The organism is Psychrobacter sp. bablab_jr014, from assembly GCF_016464015.1.
In the GTDB taxonomy this organism is placed as follows: domain Bacteria; phylum Pseudomonadota; class Gammaproteobacteria; order Pseudomonadales; family Moraxellaceae; genus Psychrobacter.
Genome location: NZ_JACDXT010000001.1, coordinates 84,906 through 104,091, shown reverse-complemented (window position 1 = coordinate 104,091; position 19,186 = coordinate 84,906). Strand labels below are relative to the sequence as shown.

Genomic DNA, 19,186 nt, shown 5'->3' with positions numbered 1-19,186 from the left:
GCTGTGTTTATGGTAATCCGTATTTCATATCAATGATGAGTAAGAGCCTATTTATGTCAGTCGAAGCGATGATAGAGATTTATGAGCAGATAACGCACGTCATGCATCAAGGTCAGTGCATTAGCCTTGCCGCGCCAATCACATTGACAGGGAAGCTGCATCCGCAGGCGATTGATGCGTTTTTTGTGCAAGAACCAAAAGAGATGCTGCAAATCGGGATAGATGAAGCAGGGCGTGGGCCATTACTGGGCAGTGTGACGGTCGGAGCAGCAATATTACCCGCGTCGTGGTCAGGCTTGATTGAGGAGGGCGTGTTAAACGAGACGCCGCTCAGCATTTTGACCGACTCCAAAAAGCTCAGCGAAAAAAAGCGCGATACGCTGTATCCATTGGTGCAGCAGCACGCACTTGGTTATGTGATTGCAGACGTACCTGCCGCGGTGATTGATCAAGTCAATATCTTGCAGGCGACCATGCTGGGTATGCGTTTGGTGGTTGAGATATTGATTAAATGTATGGCGGGTAATCATGCGCTTAAGAATGCGACGCGCCTACCGATAGTGCAGGCGCTGTTCGATGGCAATCGCTGTCCTGAATGGGATATTGCTGAGTTTGAGCGCATTGGCGTACCCCATGATGCTATCGTTTCTGAAGCATGGGTAAAGGGCGATGCGCGCCACAGCAGTATTGCTGCCGCGAGTATCTTGGCAAAAGTCAGTCGTGATGCGCAGATGTATGCCTTAGCAGAGCAATATCCCCACTATGCCATTGATAAGCATAAAGGCTATCCAACCAAAGCGCATTTAGAAGCCATCGAAACGCGTGGAATATTGGCTGAACATCGGCGCAGTTTTGGGCCGATTAAGCGTTTAGTTGCAACATAATCCACGCGTTAAAACCATCGATAATAATACCGTTTATTCGGAAAAAACTCTTATTTATCATAGGCAAAGAAATTGTATCTTAGGTAATATTTCGTTTTACATGCAAATATTTTGTAGTAATATGGCGACAATATACATTCAGATACACTTTAGCAATAAAGTTAGTGGTTCCCTCTCGTTGTAGCATTGACGACCTACTTCAAAGGACACGATATGATAAATAAACGCTTATCAATGCAATGCCTTACTATTATGCTCGCAGGCTTATCTGCAGCAGAGCTTTAAATTTACGACAGGAAAGGTTGGTTAAGCGTATCCGTGGACCGACCAGTACATAATTCTTGCCTAAGATGGTTTGTAAAATTGTCTTACATTTTATTGTAAGAAACGGCGCTCAATTTTTGGGCGCTGTTTTTTTATTTGCGGCAAGGATGTTTTTGCCAAAATAAAGGTTTGGTCTGATGCGAAAAAAGAGCGAGCTTATAAGTAATGAAATGAAAGCAAACAGTAGTAATGACGGGTAAATAGCGAATAATATTGGTTATTTCGTTAGTTTATGTCAAAGAGTATTATCAAGTGATACCTGTCAAAATACTTAGAATTTTTTATTTTTCTTGTCGCTAAAATACCGCTGTAGACGCCTTTCTGTAATGATATTTTCTAATGTCGTTCGGCTTATGTGGAGTATAATTTAGCAACGTTATGTCACATTATTTAGTGGGCGTACAAGGGGTCTAGTGGGTTGCAATTAGGTGTATTTGGTTTACAATGTCTACCTAGATATATAAATACATAATATTTTGTCACTGCCATGCAACTATTAAGTTAATATTGACGTTTTGTCGCCTTTATTAACTATATTTTACTGCTAGCCTATTATTGACACACCACGTTATTCCTACCTTATGTCGTGTATAACTGTCAGTATATCAGCAGGGTCTGTTTGGCTTTGGTATTTGATGTACATATATAGATATTCAACGCCAGTTGTCATGTCGTAAGGCATGATTTGTAATGAATTATTAAATCAGTGACATGAGAACAAATGATATTGATTTAATGATTTGACCTAGCGACACGATAAGCGCTCGTTTAGGGTCGCGGTAAACATATATTCAATATGCCGCATATTCATAGCGTCATGATAATTGGCTATTATCAACACAGCACTTTGTGTTTTACTGCGTCAAATATACCCAAAAAGGGTATGTTAGATGATGATGGCTTATGACACTCGAATGAGTGAGGAGCGCGTATTATCATGTCTGCCTTAAATTGGTCAGCCGTTGCTTTTATTTTAGCCGCTATCGGCTTGGTCGTCTTTATGCTTGCCGTTCCCCGTCTGTTGGGTGGACGTTCCAAAGGATCACAAAAAGAAGAGATTTTTGAAGCGGGTGTTGCCGGAGCGGGTAATGCCCGTATTCGTTTGTCTGCTAAATTTTATTTGGTGGCCATCTTTTTTGTCATTTTCGACTTAGAGGCCCTCTATCTCTACGCCTATTCCGTCTCTGTTCTTGAGTCAGGCTGGACAGGCTATATTGCCGCTGCCACCTTCATCATTGATTTGCTTATCGGTCTGGTTTACGCCTTGAGTCTGGGCGCGCTTAATTGGGCGCCTGCGGACAAAAGACGCAAAACCCCGCGTTTATCTGCTGCGCCTGCTGGCTTTAATTTGGCAGACATCACCCGCTTTGATGGGGTTGATGAGCTGGTCACTGACCCAACAGGCAAAGTGCCTGCGCAGTCTTCTGGACAAATCAATGTCTCAAACAACATCGAAGCCAATCGTCGTCACTTAGAAAATATTGATCATATCAATACTACAGGCAACATTACGTCTGTAGACTTTGCGCAGCCTGCGGCTTCATCGAACACTAAATTGCGCTAACGCCAAAATCAGGCACGAAAGGTATCAACGATAACGGCTCAGGTCGTGGGTTGTTGCCTTGTGCTGAATATAAAGGTTGTATGTTATGAAATACACATTGACCAAAGCCGATCCTGATGCAGAAACCTATCCTGCACAGACCCGCCAAACCGTAAACGACCCTATCGAAGATGAGGTCAATAAAAATGTGTTTATGGGGCGTCTAGAAGAGATGGTAAATGCCAGTGCCAACTGGGGACGCAAGCATTCGCTATGGCCATTTAACTTCGGTACTTCTTGTTGTTACGTAGAATACGCCACCACCTTGACAGCGGTACACGATTTGTCACGCTTTGGCGCAGAGGTTATTCGTGCTTCCCCACGTCAGGCGGATGTGATGATTGTCGCAGGTACGTGCTTTATTAAAATGGCGCCCGTTATTCAGCGTCTGTACGAGCAAATGCTTGAGCCAAAGTGGGTCATCTCCATGGGCGCGTGTGCCAACTCAGGCGGTATGTACGATATCTATTCGGTCGTGCAAGGCGTGGATAAAATCATTCCTGTCGATGTTTATGTGCCAGGCTGTCCGCCACGCCCTGAGGCCTTGATCCAAGCGTTGATGCTACTGCAAGACTCTATTACTAAAGAGCGTCGACCGTTAGGCATCTATGTCAATGATCAAGGCATCTATCAGCCGCAGATGACGCCTGAGCGTGATCGCAAACAAGCCGATAGAATCGCGGTCAAAAACTTGCGCAGCCCTGACAGTATCGATTAGCACCCGCTCACAATTATAGTACCTTTAGGATTAATGAAGGAAGACATCATTCATGGTCACGGTCGTTGAAAATAAAGATAAGATCAAATCCGTACCAGCAGTCATCACGGAGCTGGAACAAAAATTTGCGGGCAAGTTTGTGGTGCAGCAGACAGTCGACGAGATTCCTACTGTTTGGGTATCGCGTAATGACGTGCTTGATGTGTTGATGTATCTGCGTACATTGCCAAAGCCGTATGTGACTTTGTTTGACTTATCCGCCATTGATGAGCGTTTGCGCCAGCACCGCCAAGGCTTGCCTGACAGTGACTTTACGGTGTTTTATCACTTGATGTCGCTAGAGCGTAACAGCGATGTGCGTATTAAGGTGGCATTAAGCGAAGAATCACTAAGCCTACCCAGCGCCACTAAAATTTGGCCAAACGCCAACTGGTATGAGCGCGAAGTGTGGGACATGTTCGGCATTGTGTTTGATGGTCATCCACATTTGACACGTATTTTGCTGCCCAAATATTGGGAAGGGCATCCGCTGCGTAAAGAGTATCACGCGCGCGCTACTGAATTTACGCCGTACTTTTTGAACACCGCCAAGCAGCAATACGAGCAAGAAAACCTGCGTTTTGTGCCTGAAGAGTGGGGCATGAAACGCTCAGGGCGTGATGAGGACTTTATGTTCCTAAACATCGGTCCTAATCACCCTTCAGCGCACGGTGCGTTCCGTCTTGTATTGCAGCTGGACGGTGAGGAAGTGGTCGATTGTATCCCTGATATTGGCTATCACCATCGCGGCGCTGAAAAGATGGCAGAGCGTCAGACGTGGCACTCATACATTCCCTATACCGACCGTATTGATTACCTCGGCGGGGTGATGAACGAGCTGCCGTATGTGATGGCGGTCGAAAAGCTGGCGGGCATTACCGTGCCTGACCGCGCTCAAACCATCCGCGTGATGATGAGTGAATTTTTCCGTATTACCAATAACTTATTGTATGTCGGTACCTTTATTCAGGATGCCGGTGGTATGACGCCTGTATTCTATATGTTTACCGACCGCCAAAAAGCCTATGACGTGATAGAGGCGGTGACAGGCTATCGCATGCATCCTGCGTGGTTCCGCATCGGTGGCACAGCAGCGGACTTGCCACGCGGCTGGCAGCGTTTGGTGCGCGAGTTCCTTGACTGGATGCCCAAGCGTTTGGATGAATATGTCAAAGCAGCGCTGCAAAACAGCGTATTAAAAGGACGTACCCAAAACGTGGCACAGTACGATGCCAAGCAAGCCCTCGCATGGGGCGTGACAGGCGCAGGTTTACGTGCCACAGGTATTGATTTTGACTTGCGTAAAGCGCGTCCATACATGGGCTATGAAAACTTTGATTTTGAAGTGCCGATTGGTTACAACGGCGATGCCTACGACCGCTGCGTGATCAAGGTTGAAGAGATTCGTCAGTCGCTGCGCATCATCCGTCAGTGTCTTGACCATATGCCGCAAGGTCCGTATAAGGCTGACCATCCGCTGGCTGTACCACCACCCAAAGACCGCACGCTAAACGACATTGAGACTTTGATTAACCACTTCTTATCGGTATCGTGGGGCCCTGTAATGCCCGCTGGCGAGAGCGCGATGATGGTTGAAGCGACCAAAGGCATCAACAGTTATTATGTGACCTCAGATCGCGCCACCATGAGCTATCGCACGCGCATTCGCACCCCGACGTTTGCGCATTTGCAGCAGATGCCATCGGTGATTAATGGCTCGCTGGTATCTGATGCGATTATGTATCTGGCATCGATTGATATCGTCATGGCGGATTGTGACCGCTAAATGCAACATAAAAATTTTGCCTTGCGTCAAGCGTGAGGCAATCACAAAAAGAGTATTCATACCAGTATCGCCAAGAGGCACACCAGACGCCGTCAGGTCACTGATTGCGTGATGAGTGAGGATAACAAAAGATTATGAAGATAGTTTCTGACAAAGCGCCCAAAGTCGATGTCGAGAGCATCCTAACCGCGAGCGAAATTGCCGCCATTCATGAGTACATGCATCATTACCCGCACGCCCGTGCTGCCTCATTAGATGCGCTAAAAATCGTGCAAAAACGTAACGGCTGGGTCAATGATGCCCAAGTCAATGCCGTCGCCAATATGCTCGATATTCCTGTCACTGACGTTGAAGGGGTTGCGACCTTTTTTAACCGCATTTACCGTCAGCCCGTCGGTCGTCATGTGATTTTGATTTGTGATTCGGTGGCCTGTTACCTAACAGGCTATGAGGCACTGTCAGCGCGCCTGCGTACAGAGCTGGGTATTGAGTACGGACAGACGACTGCTGATGGACGCTTTACCTTGTTGCCCATCTGCTGCCTTGGCAACTGTGACAAAGGTCCTGCGGTGTTGATTGACGAGGACACGTACGGTCCTGTACAGCCTGACGATGTCGCCCAACTACTGGAGCTATACGCATGAGATTAACGATTGCTGAGCAAATTGCCAAACGTGGTCAGGGTAAAGCCCCAAGCCAGCTGAACAAGCAGCGCATCCCTATTTATGGCGATAAAGAAACCGCGAACAGTAAGACCAAGCCATTAACATGGCGCTTGGCGCATCATGACGCGGTGCTTGATTTGGCCACTTATGAATCCTTACAAGGGTTTGAAGCGCTAAAAATGGCACTGTCGAAGCCGCCTGAAGAGATTTTAAAAACCATCAAAGATGCGGTGGTCAAAGGGCGCGGCGGTGCAGGTTTCCCAGCGGGTATCAAGTGGTCACTGATGGCGCCACCCGATGGGGGGCCGCGTTACCTTGTTTGTAATGCTGATGAAATGGAGCCAGGCACGTTTAAAGACCGTCTGTTGATGGAGCGTCTGCCGATGCAGCTTATCGAAGGCATGCTGATTTCAGCGTATGTCATCGGTGCAACCGCAGGCTATATCTTTATTCGCGGTGAATATATTTTAGCCGCTGAGCGCTTGATGGCGGCGATTGATGAGCTAAAGGCAAACAATCTGGTCGGCGACAATATTTTAGGCTCAGATTTTAGCTTTGATTTGCACGTACACACAGGTGCTGGGCGTTATATTTGCGGTGAAGAAACAGCATTGATTAACTGCCTAGAAGGTCGCCGCGCAAACCCACGTACCAAGCCGCCATTTCCACAAGTGGCAGGGGCATGGGGTCGCCCAACCGTGGTCAACAACGTCGAAACGCTCAATAACGTGCCCGCCATCGTGTTAAACGGTAGCGAATGGTATCAGAACTTGCCTAAAGACAAAGGCGCAAGCGAAACCCCAGGCACCAAGCTGTTTGGCTGCTCAGGTCTGGTTAATGATCCTGGTCTTTGGGAGTTGCCTTTTGGCTACACCGCACGCGAGATTATCGAAGACTTTGCAGGCGGCATGCAAGAGGGGCGCACGCTCAAAGCATGGTTGCCTGGCGGCGCATCGACCGACTTTTTGACCGCTGAGCATTTAGATGTGGTGATGGATTTTGACCCCATTCAAAAGGCAGGCAGCCGTATGGGCACAGGTTTGATCATGGTCGTCGATGAGGCACAAGACATGGTGCCATTGGTACGCAATCTGGAGATTTTCTTTCAACGTGAGTCGTGTGGCTGGTGTACGCCCTGCCGTGATGGTCTGCCATGGGGGGTCAAGATTTTGACCGCCATCAATGATGGTGAAGGACAAGTCGGCGATGTCGAAAAACTAGAAGGCTTGACCCGCGATTTGTGGATTGGCAAGACTTTTTGCGCTCATGCCCCAGGTGCTATGGAGCCGCTAATGAGTGCGATCAAATATTTCCGCCCTGAGTTTGACCAAAAAATCGTCCAAGGGGTCGGTGAAGATGTCATAGACGCTGCCAGTCAGCAGTCAGCAGCGAAATAAGGAGAGCGGCATGGCAGTCATTCATATTGATGGAAGCACCGTTGAAGTCGATGGCGCGGACAACCTATTACAGGCGTGTCTGTCCCTTGGCATTGATGTGCCGTATTTTTGTTATCATCCCGCGCTCGGTTCAGTCGGCTCATGCCGTCAGTGCGCGGTTAAGCAGTACCAGTCCAAAGAAGATTTAGAAGCAGGTCGCGGCCGCTTGGTCATGTCATGCATGGTCGCGCCGAGCGATGATATGTACATTTCAGTGACCGATGACGAAGCCAAAGCGTTTCGTAAATCTATGGTCGAGCTGCTCATGACCAACCACCCGCACGATTGCCCAACCTGCGAAGAGGGCGGACATTGCCACTTACAAGACATGACCTATATGTCAGGGCACAACCGCCGCCGTTACCGCTTTACCAAGCGCACGCACCACAACCAAGAGCTTGGACCTTTTATCGCGCATGAGATGAACCGCTGCATCGCGTGCTATCGCTGTGTGCGTTTTTATAAAGACTACGCAGGTGGTGAAGATTTGGGCGTGTATGCGTCAAACAACCGCGTGTACTTTGGTCGTGACAAAGACGGACAGTTTGAAAGTGAGTTTTCGGGCAACTTAACCGAAGTCTGCCCAACAGGGGTGTTCACCGATAAGACGCACTCTGACCGCTACAACCGCAAATGGGACATGCAGTATGCGCCGAGCATCTGTCATGGCTGCTCAGTCGGCTGTAACACCTCGGCAGGGGAGCGCTATGGCGAGTTGCGTCGTATCGAAAACCGCTATAACGGCGACGTCAACCGTTACTTCTTATGTGACCGTGGTCGCTTTGGTTATGGTTACGTCAACCGCGCTGACCGCCCAACCCAAGCGCTTGAGCGTATTAATGACAAACACGCCAAAATCAGCATCGACTATGCGCTCGATGAAACCATCAAACGCATTAAAGACAAAAAGGTCATCGGTATTGGCTCACCGCGTGCCAGCCTTGAGACCAACTTTGCCCTAAAAAACCTGGTCGGCTTTGACAACTACTCAACGGGTCTGAACCACCAGCAGCAAACCTTGGTCAATAAATGTATCGAGGTGCTTAGCACGGACGGGATTTATAACCCTACCTTAACCGATATCGAAAAACACGATGCGGTGCTAGTCTTGGGTGAAGACATCACGCAAACGGCGGCACGTGTGGCACTGTCTATCCGCCAGTCGGCAAAAAATGAAGCGGTAAAAATGGCGGCGGCGACCAAAACTCAGCCGTGGCTTGCTGAGCCTGTGCAGCGTATCAGCCAAGGCGCAAAAAGCCCTGTTTATATCATCGACGTGGCACAAACCAAGCTTGATGACATCAGCAAAGTCAGCTGTGTGGCGACGCCTGAAGACATCGCACAATTGGGCTTTAAAGTTGCCGAAGCGATTGATAGCTTGCCCGAAGTACGCGCTGAGCTGAGCGCGCCAAGTGATGACCATGACGACCCCATGTACGCGCTTGCCCAGCAAATCGCGTATGATTTGATTGGCGCAGACAAGCCACTGGTGGTCTCAGGCAGCAGCCTATATTCGGTCGCGGTTATTGAAGCGGCGGCGCAAATTACCCAAGCGCTAAGCGCCAAACGTACCGCCATCCAAGACCACGAGCATGAGCATATCGAAGCGCACAATGCGCGTGTCCGTGCCGCGCAAGCGGCAGCCGATGAGCAAGCGGGCGATGCGCTTGAGGACGACCAAGAGCTGGCGGCAAAACCTGACAAACCTGAAACAGGCACCAACAAAGACGCGCAAGATGACCTTGAGCGTGAGCCTGCGGACGCGCTAGAGCTGCTAGAGGAAAATACCGATTACGCAAGAGTGGCGGGTATTTACCTCGCGGTTCCTGATGCCAACAGCATCGGTGTGTCGCTGCTCGGCGGTAAATCGGTAGAAGAACTGCTGGCGAATGACTTTGATGTCGTCGTGGTCGCTGAAAATCAGCTGACCGATGTGATGACTGAAGACAAGCTGGCGCAGCTGCTCAGTGACAAGACCGTGATTGCGCTGGATCATCAGCTGCTCGATTGGCACAGCCATGCCGATATCGTATTGCCAGCGGCAAGCTTTGCTGAAGCGGACGGCACGCTCGTCTCTGCCGAAGGTCGCGCCCAGCGCTTTTTCCAAGTCTATGACAACCGCTACTATCATCCGATGAGCGGTATTAAAGAAGGCTGGCGCTGGCTGCATGCGGTACACAGCAACCTCGAAGGCAAGCCTGTGGACTGGACGCAGCTTGATGATGTGATTAATGCCTTGATTGCTACGCATCCCAAACTTGCGGATATCAAAAACGCCGCGCCTGATGCTGACTACCGTATTACGGGGCTAAAAATTGCCCGTGAGCCGCGCCGTTATTCAGGTCGTACTGCCATGCGTGCGCCCATTTCGGTACACGAGCCGATGCAGCCTAAGGATTTGGACACCAGCTTAACCTTCTCTATGGAAGGCTATAGTGGCGACAAAACCCCAAGCGCGATGATTCCGTTCGCGCAGTCGGCAGGCTGGAACTCGCCACAAGCATGGAACAAATACCAAGACAAGGTCGGTGGTCATCTTAAAAATGGCGATGCAGGCGTACGTCTGTTCGACAGCTTACCACGTCTTGCACCGCGTCAGTATGTCGCGCCTGAAAGTCGCCATATGCCAAGCACCGATATGGCACATCATCAAGCCAAGCTCGTGCCGCTGTACAATCTGTACGCCAGCTCGCCAATGGCATCACGCAGTCCACTGGTTGCAACGCAAATGATTGCGCCGATGTGGTATATCGCACAAGACGATGCGCAGGCGTGGGGCGTTGTGGCGGGAGACTATCTGATGATTACCGTTGATGGTACCGACGTGACCTTGCCCGTTAGCATCGTGCCGTATTTGGCAGAGGGCTGTATTGGCTATCTGTCAGGACAAGTGCCGATTTTGAACAGTCAGCTGCCAGCGTCGGTACAAAAAGTTGCGGCGCCTGTGACCACCACAGGGCTGATGCATGATGACGCTGAGCGCTTGGCTCAAGACACACGTGCTGCCAGCACCGCACAGGAGATGTGATATGCAAGTGACCCGTATTATCCCTGAGGTGCCAAGCTTTTTGGCAAACACGTTAAGCCAAGACACCTGGTCGATTTTATTTATGGTCGGGCAGTCGATTGTTATCTTTTTGGCGGTGGTTATTGTCGCCGCCTTAATGATTGTTTATGAACGCCGTATGTTGGCATTGTGGCAAGACCGCTATGGTCCAAACCGTGTTGGCCCCTTTGGTTCGCTACAGCTGGTCGCCGATATGCTTAAAATCTTCTTTAAAGAAGACTGGACGCCTAATTTTACCGATAAGTTTATCTTTACCTTAGCGCCTGCGGTGGCGATGTTTACCGCGCTTGCCTCTTTTGCCATCATTCCTGTATCGCCGACCCTTGGCGTGGCAGATTGGGACATTGGCATTTTGTTCTTCTTTGCGATGGCAGGTATCGCGGTATACGCGGTGATGTTCGGTGGCTGGGCGTCAGCGAACAAATTCTCGCTACTTGGTGGCTTACGTTCTGCGGCGCAAACCATCAGTTACGAGGTCTTTTTGGGCTTGTCCTTGATGGGCGTGGTGGCGTTGACAGGCTCATTTAACCTACGCGCGATTGTCGAAGCACAAGCGGATGGCTGGTATATCATTCCGCAATTTTTGGGATTTTTGACCTTTGTGGTGGCAGGGGTTGCGGTAACGCACCGTCATCCTTTTGACCAACCCGAAGCCGAGCAAGAGCTTGCCGAAGGGTATCATGTCGAGTATTCGGGCATGAAGTTTGGTATGTTCTTTATCGGTGAGTATGTCAACGTGGTGCTAATTTCTTCGCTGATGACGTGTCTGTTTTTTGGCGGCTGGCTGGCACCGTTTAACCTTGATATTCCGTTTATTCCACCTGCGTTTTGGTTCATGATAAAGACGTTATTTTTTATGACCATGTTTGTTCTAGCGCGTGGCTCGCTCATGCGCCCACGCTATGATCAGGTGATGAATTTTGGCTGGAAAGTGTGCTTGCCTGTGACTTTAATCAACCTGCTGGCGACAGCGGCGGTGATGTTAATGATGGCGTAGTGCCTAGTGCATGAGACCTAAGAATAAAAAACGGCTCATTGGCGAGCGCGTTTGTTGTGATAAAAGCGAACTTCATTGAGTGAGCATTGCAAAATACGCAAAGGAAAGTTCCATGTTAGCACCTTTTTTTACGAGCATAAAAAAGACCGTCGTTGGTATTTTTACCATTGTCCGTAGTATGTGGATGGTCAACAGTCATGCGCTCAGACCGCGTGATACCATTTTGTATCCTGAGCAGCCCGTACCTGTGCCGCCGCGCTTTCGTGGACGCATTGTCCTGACGCGTGACCCTGATGGGGACGAGCGCTGCGTGGCGTGTAACCTGTGTGCGGTCGCCTGTCCTGTCGGCTGTATCTCGCTGCAAAAGGCAGAACGTGACGATGGGCGCTGGTATCCTGAGTTTTTCCGTATCAACTTTTCGCGTTGCATCTTTTGCGGGATGTGCGAAGAGGCGTGTCCGACGACTGCCATTCAGCTGACTCCTGATTTTGAGCTGGGCGAGTATGTGCGCCAAAACTTAGTCTATGAAAAAGAGCATCTGCTCATCTCAGGGCCGGGTAAATATCCCAACTATAATTACTATCGCGTGACGGGTATGGCGGTGGCAGACAAGCCAAAAGGCGCTGCCCAAAACGAAGCTGCCCCTGTGGATCTACGGAGCTTACTGCCATGATGGAGTTTTTGAACAATCCCGATTTGGTGGGTTTTTATTCGCTTGCCGCGGTGGCGATTTTTGCCAGCCTGCGTGTGGTGATTCACGCCAATCCTGTACACGCTATTTTGTCGATGATTGTGTCGCTGTTAGCCGTAGCGGGTATCTTCTTTGTTTTAGGGGCGCCCTTTGCTGGTGCGCTTGAGATTGTGGTCTACGCGGGCGCGATTTTGGTGCTGTTCGTCTTTGTGATCATGATGCTAAACCTTGGCATGGACAGCGATGCGCGTGAAGAGCGCTGGCTGGATGCCAAGACGTGGGCAGTACCGACAGGACTTACCATTATTATCGCCATCGTACTGTACGCCATGATTGGGCTGCAGCCGAATGAGGCGGCGATGATTGGTGGCACGACAGTATCGGCAAAAGCGGTCGGTGTGTCGCTGTTTGGGCAATATGTGATGATTGTCGAAGTGGCAGCGCTCTTATTATTAGCAGCACTGGTTGCGGCCTATCACTTGGGCAAAAAGTCGTTGGATGATGCCATTGACTATGATAAGCCCGCCAAGGCGCCAAAGCCGTATGAGTACGAGTTGGTCGACCCCAAAGATTATGTGGGCAAATCGCGTAAGGCACAAAAGGAGTCTGAGTGATGGTACAAGCAGTAAATGCAGTAGAGCCTTTTGCGCATGAGGTGGCGGGCTATGTGCCACCGATGGCGGATACGGTAGCAGTACTGGGTTCGATTCCGATGACGCACGGTCTGATACTGGCAGGGATTTTGTTTGCTATCGGGCTATGCGGTGTCATGGTACGCCGCAATTTTTTATTCATGCTGATGAGCCTTGAGATTATGATGAATGCGGCAGCGCTGGCGTTCGTTGTGGCGGGCAGTCGCTGGGCAGACCCTGATGGACAGATTATGTTTATCTTTATTTTGACCTTAGCAGCGGCTGAGGCCTCGATCGGTCTTGCCATATTGTTGCAGTTTTATCATAAGCGCGGGCATTTAGATGTCGATAGCGCCAATGAGATGAAAGGATGATGTCATGAGTTTATTACCATTCACCTTTATATTTCCGCTCATTGGCTTTTTGATTTTAGCCTTTATGCGTGACCGCTTGTCACAGATGGCAGCGACTGTGGTTGGGGTGGGCAGTATGCTACTCTCGGCACTCACGGCGGCGTTTGTCAGCTTTACTTTTTTAACCACTTATCCTGCGGGCGAGGTGGTACAGCTGCCGCTATGGACGTGGTTTCAGGTCGGCGATTTTGCGCCTGGTTTTAGCCTCAGCTTTGATGGTCTTGCCTTGACCATGACGGGTGTTATTACGGGCGTGGGCTTTTTAATTCATTTGTTCGCGTCATGGTATATGGATGGCGAAACAGGCTTTGCCCGCTTTTTTAGCTACATGAACCTGTTCGTTGCCAGTATGCTTTTGCTGGTCTTGGGCGACAACTTATTACTGCTGTACCTCGGCTGGGAAGGCGTGGGTATCTGCTCTTATTTGCTGATTGGTTTTTATTATCATGAGCGCGCCAATGGGCGTGCGGCAATCAAGGCATTTACGGTTACGCGTGTGGGCGATGTGTTCTTGGCCTTTGGTTTATTCTTATTGTTCCGCGAGTTTGGTACGTTAAACATTCAAGACATTATCACCCGTGCGCCAGAGGTGTTTACGGTCAATAACCCAACGATGGTATTGACCACGATGATGTTGGTCGGCGGCGCGATGGGTAAGTCGGCGCAGATTCCGCTACATACGTGGCTGGCGGATGCGATGGCAGGTCCGACGCCTGTATCGGCATTGATTCACGCGGCGACGATGGTCACGGCAGGCGTGTACTTAATTGCACGTATGCATCCTTTGTTCTTATTAACGCCTGGTGTGCTGCTGTATTGGGTCGGCGCTGTGGGTGCGATTACGCTGATTGTCGCGGGTTTTTGTGCGCTGGCGCAAACGGACATCAAGCGTATTTTGGCATACTCGACCATGAGTCAGATTGGCTATATGTTTTTGGCGCTCGGCGTCGGTGCATGGCAAGGCGCGGTGTTCCATTTGATGAGCCACGCGTTCTTTAAGGCACTGCTGTTCTTAGCCTCAGGTGCGGTGATTTTATCTGTTCATCATGAGCAAAATATTTTTAAGATGGGCGGCTTGCGTCACAAGATTCCGCTGGTCTTTTGGTGCTTTGTCATTGGTGGCGGGGCACTTGCGGCGATTCCGTGGGTGACGGTCGGCTTTTATTCTAAAGAAGCCATCTTGTGGGAAGTCTATGCCACAGGGCATCAGTATCTGTTCTATATGGGCGTGTTCGGGGCGTTTTTAACCGCGCTATACACGTTCCGTATGATTTGGATTGTGTTCTTTGGTGAAGAAAAGACACACGCGCACAAATTGTCAGGCGTGTCGTACTGGTTGCCACTGAGCGTGCTGCTCGTGCTATCAACGGCGGTGGGTGCGTGGATTACGCCACCACTACAAGGCGTCTTGCCTGAAAGTGTTGGGCACATGATGGAGCTGGCAGGCGAGGCGCATGGCAAGCATACGGCAGAGATTATCGCGATGTCGGCGATGGGTATTGGTTTGCTGATTGCAGTCGTACTGTATGTGCTGGACAAGGGACGTATGCTGACGCGCTTCAAAGCATCACGTGTGGGCAATGCCTTGTATCAATGGTGCTATCACGGTTTAGGCTTTGATGCCTTGTACGATGTGGTGTTTGTGAAGCCCTTTTTGCTCATCGGGCGCTTGCTTAAATCTGACCCTGTTGATAAGACGTGGAACATTTTGCCCATGCTGGTGTCGGCGGGGAATAAGGCATTGTCTGCGACGCAGACGGGCTCACTTCGAGGTTATGCAGCAAGCTTTGGCTTGGGTATGGCTGTGCTGTTGGTGCTGGTAATGATGACGGTGGTATAACATGATGGAGTTTCAACAAAATTGGATGCTGCCAGCATTGATTGCAATACCTTTTATTGCCGGATTGCTGTGTTGGGTGGTAGAGCGGTTTAATAAGCGCTTGCCGCGCTGGATTGCGCTTATTGGTATGATGCTGACCTTTGCATTGACGCTGGTACTGTGGCAGTCAGGGCAGTTTGCTGGTATGAGTGAGCAAGCCATTGGCGCTCAAGCGGCCACGCCGTGGACAGCACAGTTTGTTTTGCCTTGGATACCTGATTTCGGTATCAGCTTTCATCTAGCGATGGACGGTATGTCGCTATTAATGATTGGCTTGACAGGATTGCTCGGTGTGGCAGCGGTGGCATGTTCTTGGAATGAGATTCAGCGCCGTGTGGGCTTTTTCCATTTAAACTTGCTGTGGAGCTTGGGCGGCGTTATCGGGGTGTTTCTTGCCATCGATATGTTCTTATTCTTCTTCTTTTGGGAGATGATGCTGGTTCCGATTTACTTCTTGATTGCCCTTTGGGGTCATGATGTGGTCGGCGGCAAAACCAAAGAATATGCGGCGACCAAGTTCTTTATTTATACCCAAGCCTCAGGTTTGATTATGCTCGTCGGCATCTTGATGCTGGTACTGATTAATTATAACTATAGAGGCGCGGTCAGCTTTAACTACAATGATTTGCTCGGTACGCCACTTGGCGGCTGGGAATATCCCATCATGCTGTGCTTCTTTATCGGTTTTGCGGTCAAGTTGCCTGTGATGCCGTTTCATGGCTGGCTGCCTGACGCGCATGCGCAAGCCCCAACCGCAGGTTCGGTGGACTTGGCAGGGGTGTTGATTAAGACGGCCGCTTATGGCTTGATTCGTTTTGTATTGCCATTATTTCCTGCCGCATCACAAGAGTTTGCGCCGATTGCGATTACTTTGGGTACGATTGGTATTTTTTACGGTGCGTGGCTTGCCTTTATGCAGACCGATATGAAGCGTCTGCTGGCGTATACCAGTATTTCGCACATGGGCTTTGTGGTACTCGCCATCTATGTCGGCTCGCTGCTCAGCTTACAAGGCTTGATGATTCAGATGCTGGCACATGGTTTAAGCTCGGCGGCACTATTCATCATGGCAGGTCAGATTTATGAGCGTCTACATACGCGTGATTTGACCTTGATGGGCGGTATGTGGGGTCAGTTCCGCTACTATGCGCCTGTGCTGATGTTCTTCTGTGCTGCGCTCCTTGGTATTCCAGGCACAGGTAACTTTATTGGCGAGTTTATGATTTTGCTCGGCTCGTTTGCCGCTTATCCTACGTTTGTCGTATTGGCGACGATCAGTTTGGTCTTGGCAGGTCTGTATTCACTGATTTTGATTTATCGTGCCTTATTTGGACAAAACAACATTAAACAAGTGGCGTTTCAAGCGACCAAGCAGCATGGATTGCCAGAGCGCCGTCTTAAAGATTTGGGCAAGCGCGAGCTGTCATTGCTGTTGCTTCTTGCGGCGGGCTTGATTTGGCTCGGTCTATACCCACAGCCTATATTGGATACGTCCAGCCATGCGATGCAGTGGATTAGTAATGCTTATGTTTATAGCGATGGCGGTTCAATCAATACGCAACTGCTTGATGCAATGGAGGCTCGTTAGGTCATGAATGAATTTGTAATGAGTGATTTGATGGGGCTAATGCCTTACGCACCTGTGATTGTGGTGGTATTGACGATACTGCTGGTCATGATTGCCATCACCGTAAAACGCTCGCACACCGTTACCGCGACAGTGACCATGGTGGGCTTAAACGTCAGTTTGGTACTGTTGGCGCTACAGATTTTTGGGGTGTTTGGTGTTAGTACGGCCGCGCCAACCATTGACCAGCTGTTTGTGGTGGACAACTTTGCCCGCTTTAACATGCTGATTGTGCTCGTGTGTGCGCTCGCGTGCTCCACCTTATCGTATGCTTATTTAAGTAACCTAAAAGACAATAAAGACGAGCTGTATTTGCTGATGCTGCTGTCAACCGCAGGCGCGCTACTGATGGTCTGCGCGCAGCACATGGCGGCGTTCTTTATGAGCCTTGAGCTGTTGTCTGTACCGCTATACGGTATGCTTGCCTACACTTACTTGCGTGAGCGCTCGCTGGAGTCGGGGCTCAAGTATCTGGTACTCTCTGCTACCGCATCGGCGACGCTCTTGATGGGTATGGCATTTATCTATGCGGAAGTGGGCTCACTGGCGTTCCGTTCTATCAGTGCGGTCTTGCCGCAGTTGTTCGGCTCGCCAATCCTCATCTTGGGTGCGGCGCTGATGCTGTTTGGTATCGCGTTTAAACTGTCGGCCGCGCCATTTCATGCGTGGACGCCTGATGTATACGAGGGTGCGCCCGCGCCAGTGGCGACTTATCTGGCTTCGGTGTCTAAAGTTGCGACCATTGCCTTGGCGATTCGCTTTTTATTGGACACTGCGCTGCTTGCCTTGCCAAGCGTGCAGATTGTCTTGATTGTCATGGCGTGCTTGTCTGTCTTGGTCGGTAACTTATTGGCTGTACGTCAAAACAATGTGAAACGCATCCTTGGTTATTCATCGATTGCGCACATGGGGTATGTACTGATTGTTATCGTCAGTGCGACCGCTGCAGCGACCACGGTCGGCAGTATGTATATGGCAGTATATGCTTTTACCTCTATCGGTGCGTTTGGCGTGGTGACCTTGATATCGAGTCCTTATCGAAATTCAGGCGAGGCAGACGACTTGGTGCATTATCAAGGACTGTTTTGGCGTCGTCCGATTTTGACGGCGGTCATGACCATCATGATGCTCTCACTGGCGGGTGTACCGCTGACTGCAGGTCTAATTACCAAGCTGTTTGCTATCCTAACGGTAGTACAAACAGGGGGCTGGTTCTTAGCAGGTATGATTATCTTAGGTAGTGCCATCGGTCTGTACTACTACTTGCGCGTGATGCTAACCTTATTTAAGCGTCCCAAAGCCCACATCGAGTTTGATGTCAATAAAGCATGGGCGGGACGTATGGGCGGTATCATGGTGCTGGCAGTGACGGCGATGGTCTTGTACTTTGGTATTTTGCCTGCCAAGATGATTGAATGGTCAACCTTAGCAGCGATTTGGTAAGCTTACGCGCCAACGCAGTCACGACTGCGATACGCTGAGACAGCCCAAGATGCGCCAGTTTATGATAAGCTTGGCGCATCTTTTTTATATGCTGTTTTTATCTTACCGCGATTCATTCTTATCCTGATTAAAGACAATATGCTATGAGCGAAAATAATATCCAAACCGTCAAGGTGCTGAGCAAAACCACTTGGACGCCCAATTTGTTTAGCTTTACGGTCACCCGTCCTACCAGCTTTAAATTTACTGCAGGGCAGTTTGTGCGCTTGGGCGTCAACCCGACGCAGCTTTGCTACCACCAAGATAGTGGCGAGCACGTCGAAGACGAAGCGGTCTTTCGTGCTTATTCCATTGTGTCGTCACCCTTTGACGAGGTGCTGGAATTCTTTTCTATCGTCATTCCTGATGGCGCGTTTACCTCGCAGTTGCAGCATTTAGAAGTCGGCGATACCCTTTTATTAAATACCACGCCGTTTGGCTTTTTGACTCTAGCACGCTATCAAGCGCCTTTGCCCAAAGACTTGTGGCTGCTCGCGACAGGTACGGGCGTTGCGCCGTTTTTGTCGATGCTTCAAGACTTAAAAACGTGGGAAGACTACGAGCATATCGTATTGGCATACAGTGCGCGTAGCGAAGCCGAGCTGGCGTATGTGGACAAAATCAAAACCTTGGAAGACGACTTTGGCAGTTTGGTAGATAGCCCTGCCAAACTGATATTTGTGCCCATCATCACCCGTGAGACGCATGACGGTGTACTCAATGAGCGCTTGCCCAAGCTGTTATTGGACGGTACATTACAAGCGCATGTGGGTTTGCCGCTGGCGACTGAGCATAGCCATGTGATGCTGTGCGGCAACCCTGAGATGGTGGACGACACCAAAGAGGCGTTAAAGTCATTGGGGCTGGTGATGAATCGCCGCGGTGAAGGCAATATTGCGGTCGAAAACTATTGGTAAGCTAATGCTGGCGACAGTCTTTCTTT

General features: G+C 49.9%; 15 protein-coding genes. All 15 read left to right on the top strand.

The features are described from left to right. Positions 1 to 53 precede the first annotated feature (53 nt). Positions 54 to 884: a ribonuclease HII gene (locus tag JIE71_RS00385; protein ID WP_199506743.1), complete on the top strand. Its 831-nt coding sequence runs from the start codon at positions 54 to 56 to the stop codon at positions 882 to 884. Positions 885 to 2,145: 1,261 nt separating this feature from the next. Next, complete coding sequence (gene ndhC, locus JIE71_RS00380; RefSeq protein WP_199506742.1) at positions 2,146 to 2,772, top strand: NADH-quinone oxidoreductase subunit A; 627 nt, start codon at positions 2,146 to 2,148, stop codon at positions 2,770 to 2,772. An 85-nt stretch (positions 2,773 to 2,857) separates the two neighbouring features. Continuing rightward, positions 2,858 to 3,529 carry a NuoB/complex I 20 kDa subunit family protein gene (locus JIE71_RS00375; protein ID WP_199506741.1) on the top strand — a complete coding sequence of 224 codons (672 nt, stop codon included), beginning with the start codon at positions 2,858 to 2,860 and terminating at the stop codon, positions 3,527 to 3,529. A gap of 52 nt (positions 3,530 to 3,581) precedes the next feature. Further along, on the top strand, positions 3,582 to 5,354 hold the full coding sequence (nuoC, locus tag JIE71_RS00370) for an NADH-quinone oxidoreductase subunit C/D (protein ID WP_199506740.1): 1,773 nt from the start codon (positions 3,582 to 3,584) through the stop codon (positions 5,352 to 5,354). A gap of 134 nt (positions 5,355 to 5,488) precedes the next feature. Then, positions 5,489 to 5,998 (top strand): NADH-quinone oxidoreductase subunit NuoE, encoded by a 510-nt coding sequence (gene nuoE, locus JIE71_RS00365; protein ID WP_199506739.1) that lies wholly within the window; start codon positions 5,489 to 5,491, stop codon positions 5,996 to 5,998. Then, a complete protein-coding gene (gene nuoF, locus JIE71_RS00360) occupies positions 5,995 to 7,416 on the top strand; it encodes an NADH-quinone oxidoreductase subunit NuoF (RefSeq protein WP_323126897.1) in 1,422 nt (473 codons plus the stop codon). Before nuoE ends, nuoF begins: the two co-directional genes overlap by 4 nt. 10 nt (positions 7,417 to 7,426) lie before the next feature. Then, positions 7,427 to 10,483 (top strand): NADH-quinone oxidoreductase subunit NuoG, encoded by a 3,057-nt coding sequence (gene nuoG / locus JIE71_RS00355; protein WP_199506738.1) that lies wholly within the window; start codon positions 7,427 to 7,429, stop codon positions 10,481 to 10,483. A 1-nt stretch (position 10,484) separates the two neighbouring features. Next, on the top strand, positions 10,485 to 11,519 hold the full coding sequence (nuoH, locus tag JIE71_RS00350) for an NADH-quinone oxidoreductase subunit NuoH (RefSeq protein ID WP_199506737.1): 1,035 nt from the start codon (positions 10,485 to 10,487) through the stop codon (positions 11,517 to 11,519). A gap of 112 nt (positions 11,520 to 11,631) precedes the next feature. Continuing rightward, the gene (gene nuoI / locus JIE71_RS00345; RefSeq protein ID WP_199506736.1) at positions 11,632 to 12,192 is read left to right on the top strand and encodes an NADH-quinone oxidoreductase subunit NuoI; all 561 of its coding nucleotides are present in this window, start codon (positions 11,632 to 11,634) and stop codon (positions 12,190 to 12,192) included. Further along, a complete protein-coding gene (gene nuoJ / locus JIE71_RS00340) occupies positions 12,189 to 12,824 on the top strand; it encodes an NADH-quinone oxidoreductase subunit J (RefSeq protein WP_199506735.1) in 636 nt (211 codons plus the stop codon). The genes nuoI and nuoJ overlap by 4 nt, the downstream gene beginning before the upstream one ends. Positions 12,825 to 12,907: 83 nt before the next feature. Further along, the gene (gene nuoK / locus JIE71_RS00335; RefSeq protein WP_199506790.1) at positions 12,908 to 13,216 is read left to right on the top strand and encodes an NADH-quinone oxidoreductase subunit NuoK; all 309 of its coding nucleotides are present in this window, start codon (positions 12,908 to 12,910) and stop codon (positions 13,214 to 13,216) included. Positions 13,217 to 13,220: 4 nt separating this feature from the next. After that, entirely contained in the window at positions 13,221 to 15,095 is a 1,875-nt protein-coding gene (gene nuoL / locus JIE71_RS00330) for an NADH-quinone oxidoreductase subunit L (protein WP_199506734.1), read from the top strand. Positions 15,096 to 15,099: 4 nt separating this feature from the next. Next, positions 15,100 to 16,722 (top strand): NADH-quinone oxidoreductase subunit M, encoded by a 1,623-nt coding sequence (gene nuoM, locus JIE71_RS00325; RefSeq protein WP_199506789.1) that lies wholly within the window; start codon positions 15,100 to 15,102, stop codon positions 16,720 to 16,722. A 3-nt stretch (positions 16,723 to 16,725) separates the two neighbouring features. Beyond that, positions 16,726 to 18,204, top strand: a complete 1,479-nt coding sequence (locus JIE71_RS00320) for an NADH-quinone oxidoreductase subunit N (RefSeq protein WP_199506733.1) — start codon at positions 16,726 to 16,728, stop codon at positions 18,202 to 18,204. Positions 18,205 to 18,347: 143 nt separating this feature from the next. Next, on the top strand, positions 18,348 to 19,160 hold the full coding sequence (locus JIE71_RS00315; protein WP_199506732.1) for a ferredoxin--NADP reductase: 813 nt from the start codon (positions 18,348 to 18,350) through the stop codon (positions 19,158 to 19,160). Positions 19,161 to 19,186: the final 26 nt, after the last annotated feature.

Coding starts and splice junctions, on each gene's coding strand:
- nuoJ (WP_199506735.1), top strand. CDS start 12,189: ATGATGGAGTTTTTGAACAATCCCGATTTGGTGGGTTTTTATTCGCTT.
- JIE71_RS00315 (WP_199506732.1), top strand. CDS start 18,348: ATGAGCGAAAATAATATCCAAACCGTCAAGGTGCTGAGCAAAACCACT.
- nuoC (WP_199506740.1), top strand. CDS start 3,582: ATGGTCACGGTCGTTGAAAATAAAGATAAGATCAAATCCGTACCAGCA.
- JIE71_RS00375 (WP_199506741.1), top strand. CDS start 2,858: ATGAAATACACATTGACCAAAGCCGATCCTGATGCAGAAACCTATCCT.
- nuoF (WP_323126897.1), top strand. CDS start 5,995: ATGAGATTAACGATTGCTGAGCAAATTGCCAAACGTGGTCAGGGTAAA.
- nuoM (WP_199506789.1), top strand. CDS start 15,100: ATGGAGTTTCAACAAAATTGGATGCTGCCAGCATTGATTGCAATACCT.
- nuoL (WP_199506734.1), top strand. CDS start 13,221: ATGAGTTTATTACCATTCACCTTTATATTTCCGCTCATTGGCTTTTTG.
- nuoG (WP_199506738.1), top strand. CDS start 7,427: ATGGCAGTCATTCATATTGATGGAAGCACCGTTGAAGTCGATGGCGCG.
- JIE71_RS00385 (WP_199506743.1), top strand. CDS start 54: ATGTCAGTCGAAGCGATGATAGAGATTTATGAGCAGATAACGCACGTC.
- JIE71_RS00320 (WP_199506733.1), top strand. CDS start 16,726: ATGAATGAATTTGTAATGAGTGATTTGATGGGGCTAATGCCTTACGCA.
- nuoE (WP_199506739.1), top strand. CDS start 5,489: ATGAAGATAGTTTCTGACAAAGCGCCCAAAGTCGATGTCGAGAGCATC.
- nuoI (WP_199506736.1), top strand. CDS start 11,632: ATGTTAGCACCTTTTTTTACGAGCATAAAAAAGACCGTCGTTGGTATT.
- ndhC (WP_199506742.1), top strand. CDS start 2,146: ATGTCTGCCTTAAATTGGTCAGCCGTTGCTTTTATTTTAGCCGCTATC.
- nuoH (WP_199506737.1), top strand. CDS start 10,485: ATGCAAGTGACCCGTATTATCCCTGAGGTGCCAAGCTTTTTGGCAAAC.